The following is a 4,988-nucleotide window of genomic DNA, read 5'->3' as shown; positions in this document are numbered from 1 at the left end:
GAGCGCCGCGCTCAGCGCTCTTGGCGATCACGATCATTCGCCACCGGCGTGAATTCGGACCTATCGCCCAAATGGATGCCGCGCAGCTGCGCCAAAATCGGGCTCACGCCGGCCGATATCAATTACGCCAGAGGCCTGCCACTCACACAGGATCCCACCCTGGCCCTCGCGCGCCTGATCGACGAGCGCCAGCCTCGCCACAGCCATTCCTCGAAGAGCGAAGAATAGAACATCACGGTTACCGGCTTAGAGAAAGACAGGAGCCGCCGATCCGGCGGGTCGGCGGCTCTGTCATTCAGGCCGGCACCACAGGCACCTTCTGCTTGCGCAGCGCGTTCATCACCTGCGGATCGAGCCCCAGATGCGCGTTCACCAGCTCCGGCGGCGTCAGCGCCATCCACTGGTCGAGCGAGACGTCGGCATAGTAGCTGCTCTTGAACATCTCCAGGAAGCGCACCGTCGTATCGCCGATGTTCTCGACATAGTGACCCATGGCGAAGGGCACATAGCCGACATCACCCGCCTGGAAATCGAAGGTGCGGGCCTGCCCGGCCGCAGCGAACACGCCCATCCGGGCCTTGCCTTCGATGTAGTACTGCCATTCGTCGGCGTTGGGATGCCAGTGCAGCTCGCGCATCCCGCCCGGCTCGATCTCGACCAGTGCCGCGGCGATCGTGGTCGATACGGGAAAGTTGCTGGAATCGGTGATTCGCACGGTCCCGCTCTTCGTCTTGATCGGTTCCTGGGCCAGCATCCGGTGGCTGAAGCTTTGCGGTACGGGGGTTGCACCGGGGATCTTATCCGAGGCGAGAGACCCCGGCATCGGCGCCGGGAAAATATACCGCTCGCTCGGATCGGGCGTGTGTCCGAACAAGGTGGCAGGAGCGCCGAAATTCTTGCCCAGCACCTCGGCCGGCGTGTGCTTGAACCAGTCGGTGATCAGGAAGGTGTTGTCCTCATCGAACTCGCCATCGTCGAACACCAGCAGGAATTCGCAGCCGTCCGAGCCGAGACCCTGGATCGAATGCGGAATGCCGGCGGGGAAGTACCAGAGGTCGCCGACGCCCACGTCATCGGCGAAGTTGCGCCCCTGCGCGTCGATGGCCGTGATGCGCGCGCTGCCATAAAGCATGTAGGCCCATTCCGCGGCCTTGTGCCAATGCAGCTCGCGCACCGCGCCGGCATTGAGGCGCATATTCACGCCCGCGATGTTCTTCGAGACGCCGAGCTCGCGAACGGTCACCTGACGGGTCCAGCCGCCGGACTCGAGCCGCATGTGGGCGTCCGAGAAGGAGAACCGCAGATTCGGCAGCGTGCCGTGATCGGTCGCCGGAGGCGCGTAAAGATCGGGGTTCTGCCGGGTCAACTCCGCGTTGCCAGGGCCAGGATCGGTCCCGCCCGCGCCCGGGCGCATGGGCGTCGGCATCGTCTGATTCGTGTCCGCTTTGGCCGCTGTCGCGGCCAGTGCGAGGCCACCGGCGGCCGTTGCCGCCAGCACGCCACGCCGTGAGATGCTTGTCATGATGTTTGCTCGCTTTCGATAGCCCCCGGGAATTCCCCCCGGACTCTGCGGTTGCCGTCACCAGACCATGTCCAGAAGCAGCTTGATGTTCAGCAGGATGATCGCGGCCGCCACCAGCACGGCGATCGCCGTCAACCAGCGCGGATTGACGAACGATCCCATCTTCCGGCGGTCGCTGGTGAACCGGACGAGAGGCACAACGGCGAAGGGCAGCTGCATGCTGAGGATGACCTGGCTCAGCACCAGCAGCTCGGCCGTGCCCTTCTCTCCGTGAAGCGCCGTCACGACGATGGCCGGCACGACCGCCAGAAGGCGGGTGACAAGCCGCCGGAGCCAGGGCGGAATGCGAATCTGGAGGAATCCCTCCATGACAACCTGGCCGGCCAATGTGGCTGTGACGGTCGAATTCTGCCCCGATGCCAGGAGCGCCACCGCGAAGACGGCGCTGGCTGCCGAAACGCCCAGCACCGGCGCCAGGAGGGCGTGCGCCTGCTCGATCTCGGCGACACCGCTGAAGCCGGCGACGTGGAATGTCGCGGCCGCGAGAATGAGGATGGCGGCGTTGATCAGCAACGCGAAGGTCAGCGCGATCGTGGAATCGATCGTGGCGAAGCGGATGGCTTCGCGCCGACCCTCCATGGTGCGATCGAAGTCGCGGGTCTGGACGATCGACGAATGCAGATAGAGGTTATGCGGCATGACCGTGGCGCCGAGGATGCCGATCGCGACATAGAGCATGGCCGGGTCGGTCACGATCTGAAGGGTCGGGACGAACCCCGCCATGACATCGTCGATCGCCGGCTGTGCCAGCGCCATCTCGAAGGCGAAGCAGGCAGCGATGATGATCAGGAGGCTCAGAACGAAGGCCTCGAGCCTCCGGAACCCCTTGTGCTGCAGGAGCAGGATCAGCACGACATCGGCCGTGGTCAGGCACACGCCGACCAGCAACGGGATGCCGAACAGGAGCTTCAGCGCGATGGCCGTGCCGATCACCTCGGCGAGGTCGCAAGCGATGATGGCCAGCTCGCAGAGCAGCCAGAGGACGAACGCCACGGGCGGCGAGTAGTGATCGCGGCAGGCTTGCGCGAGATCGCGGCCCATGACGATGCCGAGCTTCGAGCTCAGCGCCTGCAGGAGGATCGCCATGAGATTCGACAGGAGGATGACCGAGAGCAGGCTGTAGCCGAAGCCGGAGCCGCCGGCGAGGTCGGTCGCCCAGTTGCCGGGATCCATATAGCCGACGGCGATGAGATATCCCGGGCCCGAGAACGCCAGAAGCTTCTGCCAGAAGCGGGAACCGGCATTCACTGCAACCGTACGGTGGACTTCAGCCAGGCTCGGCTGGACCATCGCCATGAAACTGCTCCTGTGCCGCGATCCGACCGGCGGGGTCGATCGTCGTCTGCCGGCGCCGCCGCTCGAGCGACATGACTCGTTGCAATGGAAATATGTTCACTGCCCATCGCTTCCAGCTAAATTCTGCTTCAGGGAGACGGCGCGGCGGGATTAGTCGAAAAGCCGCAAGATGCTGCTGATTCCTGCGTCGGCTCGCCGCTCGGCCGAGAGCCGCGACCGATCACGGCTTCGGAGCGTCGGGCCGGAAGAACTGGCCACGAGCCAGCGCGTGGGATGGGATCTGGGAACGATGGTCGGCGGGCTGGGCGCCGGCGGTCAGGCTCGCGCGGCCGGCGGCGCCCATTCTTCGGCGCTGGCGCCGGCCAGTGCCCGGACGCGCGCCTCGTCCTTGGCGAACTCGGCGGCGGCGCCGGCGAACACCACGCGCCCGTCATCCAGCACATAGGCGCGGTCGGCAATCTCGACCGCCGCCCGCACATTCTGCTCGACCAGCAGGACGGAGATTCCCTCCTGACGCATCGAGGTCACGACGCGGAACACCTCCTGCACGATCAAGGGCGCCAGGCCCTGCGACGGCTCGTCGAGCACCAATAGCTTCGGGTTCAGGAGCAGGGCGCGGGCGATCGCCAGCATTTCCTGCTCGCCGCCCGAAAGCTGACGGCCCTTGTTGGTCTTGCGCTGGGCGAGGCGCGGAAACAGCTGATAGACGCGCGCGAGATTCCAGGGGCCCGCGCGCTCGATCGGGACCCGCAGATTCTCGTCGACGGTCAGATTGGGAAATATCCGCCGCCCCTCGGGCACATAGCCGAGACCGAGCCTGGCGATGCGGAAGGGCGGCCAATGGGTCGTCGTCTGGCCGAAGACCCGCACCGTCCCTTTGCGCGCCGGCGTGAGCCCGACCAGGCTGCGGAGCGTCGTCGTCTTGCCGGCGCCGTTGCGGCCCAGGAGGGTGACGATCTCGCCTTCATGCACCTCGAAGCCCACGCCCTGCAGGATGTGGCTCTTGCCGTAATAGGTGTGAAGGCCCTCGACCTCGAGCGCGTTCATGCCACCTTCCCCAGATAGGCGGCCTGCACCGCCTCGTTGCCGGCGATGTCGCGGGGCGTGCCCTCGGCCAGCATCTTGCCCTCGGCGAGCACCATGATGCGGTCGGCCAGATGAAACACGACGCGCATATCATGCTCGATCAGCACGATCGACAGCTTCTCGTCCTTGTGCAGCTTGCGGATGAGCTGGGTGATATCGTAGGTCTCCTGCTCGCCCATGCCGGCCGTCGGCTCGTCGAGAAGGAGAAGGCGTGGCTTGAGCGCCAGCGCCATCGTGATCTCGGTGGCCCGCTGATCGCCATGCGACAGCTCACCGACCAGCCGGTCCGCCTTGTCGGCGAGGCCGCCCCTGCCGAGGAGGTCGGTAACGCGGGCCTGGATCTCGGCATTGGCTTGGCGCGAAAGCCAGACCTTGGTCCGGTATCCGGCCGCGACCTCGACCGCGATCCGCAGGTTTTCCCGTGTGCTCAGCTCGGGAAAGACCTCCGTGATCTGGAAGGTTCGCGCGATGCCGCGCCAGACGCGGCGCGCCGGCAACAGCGCCGAGATATCATCGCCGTCGAACAGGATGCGGCCCGACGACTGGGTGAGGAAACCGCTGATGAGATTGAAGAAGGTGGTCTTGCCCGCGCCGTTGGGGCCGATCACGGCCCTGAGCTCGCCCGGCTCGACGGTCATCGAGACATTGTCGACGGCGACCAGTTGGCCGAACCGCTTCGAGACGTTCTCGACCTTGAGAAGGGTCACGATGCGCTCTTCCGCTTGATGAGGCCGAGCACGCCGCGCGGGAAGAACAGCACGATCAGCACGAAGAACAGACCGACGAAGGACATCCAGTTCTCGGTGTGGCTCGAGATGTAATCCTGCAGCACCAGGAAGATGGCGGCGCCGATGAGCGGCCCCCAGAAGCTGCGCATGCCGCCCAGGACCGCCATGATGACGAAGTTTCCGGACTGGTCCCAGCGGATCGCCCGCGGGTCGATGAAATCGCTCAAGAGCGCGTAGAGACCGCCGGCGACGCTCACGAAGAAGCAGGAGATCACCCAGGAATACCAGATATGGCG

6 protein-coding genes are annotated in these 4,988 nt (G+C 65.5%); 1 reads left to right on the top strand and 5 read right to left on the bottom strand.

What is annotated here, in order from left to right; translation table 11 throughout:
- On the top strand, nucleotides 1–228 hold a 228-nt coding region (locus ACREE8_RS06220), incomplete at its 5' end, for a hypothetical protein (RefSeq protein WP_431572115.1).
- A 67-nt stretch (nucleotides 229–295) separates the two neighbouring features.
- Here the strand turns inward: ACREE8_RS06220 and ACREE8_RS06215 are convergent.
- From ACREE8_RS06215 to ACREE8_RS06195, 5 genes are all read right to left on the bottom strand, one after another.
- Nucleotides 296–1,522, bottom strand: a complete 1,227-nt coding sequence (locus ACREE8_RS06215) for an oxalate decarboxylase family bicupin (RefSeq protein ID WP_431572114.1) — start codon at nucleotides 1,520–1,522, stop codon at nucleotides 296–298.
- A 57-nt stretch (nucleotides 1,523–1,579) separates the two neighbouring features.
- Complete coding sequence (locus ACREE8_RS06210) at nucleotides 1,580–2,878, bottom strand: Nramp family divalent metal transporter (protein WP_431572113.1); 1,299 nt, start codon at nucleotides 2,876–2,878, stop codon at nucleotides 1,580–1,582.
- A 315-nt stretch (nucleotides 2,879–3,193) separates the two neighbouring features.
- Nucleotides 3,194–3,925 carry an ABC transporter ATP-binding protein gene (locus tag ACREE8_RS06205; RefSeq protein WP_431572112.1) on the bottom strand — a complete coding sequence of 244 codons (732 nt, stop codon included), beginning with the start codon at nucleotides 3,923–3,925 and terminating at the stop codon, nucleotides 3,194–3,196.
- A complete protein-coding gene (locus ACREE8_RS06200) occupies nucleotides 3,922–4,671 on the bottom strand; it encodes an ABC transporter ATP-binding protein (RefSeq protein WP_431572111.1) in 750 nt (249 codons plus the stop codon). Before ACREE8_RS06200 ends, ACREE8_RS06205 begins: the two co-directional genes overlap by 4 nt.
- Nucleotides 4,668–4,988 (bottom strand): branched-chain amino acid ABC transporter permease (locus ACREE8_RS06195; RefSeq protein ID WP_431572110.1); only part of this gene is annotated, 321 nt, incomplete at its 5' end. The genes ACREE8_RS06200 and ACREE8_RS06195, both read right to left, overlap by 4 nt.

The sequence above is a fragment of the Hypericibacter sp. genome (assembly GCF_050729195.1).
Lineage (GTDB): Bacteria > Pseudomonadota > Alphaproteobacteria > Dongiales > Dongiaceae > Hypericibacter.
This window is presented reverse-complemented; position numbering and strand designations above follow the sequence as displayed.

Coding starts and splice junctions, on each gene's coding strand:
- ACREE8_RS06215 (WP_431572114.1), bottom strand. CDS start 1,522: ATGACAAGCATCTCACGGCGTGGCGTGCTGGCGGCAACGGCCGCCGGT.
- ACREE8_RS06210 (WP_431572113.1), bottom strand. CDS start 2,878: ATGGCGATGGTCCAGCCGAGCCTGGCTGAAGTCCACCGTACGGTTGCA.
- ACREE8_RS06205 (WP_431572112.1), bottom strand. CDS start 3,925: ATGAACGCGCTCGAGGTCGAGGGCCTTCACACCTATTACGGCAAGAGC.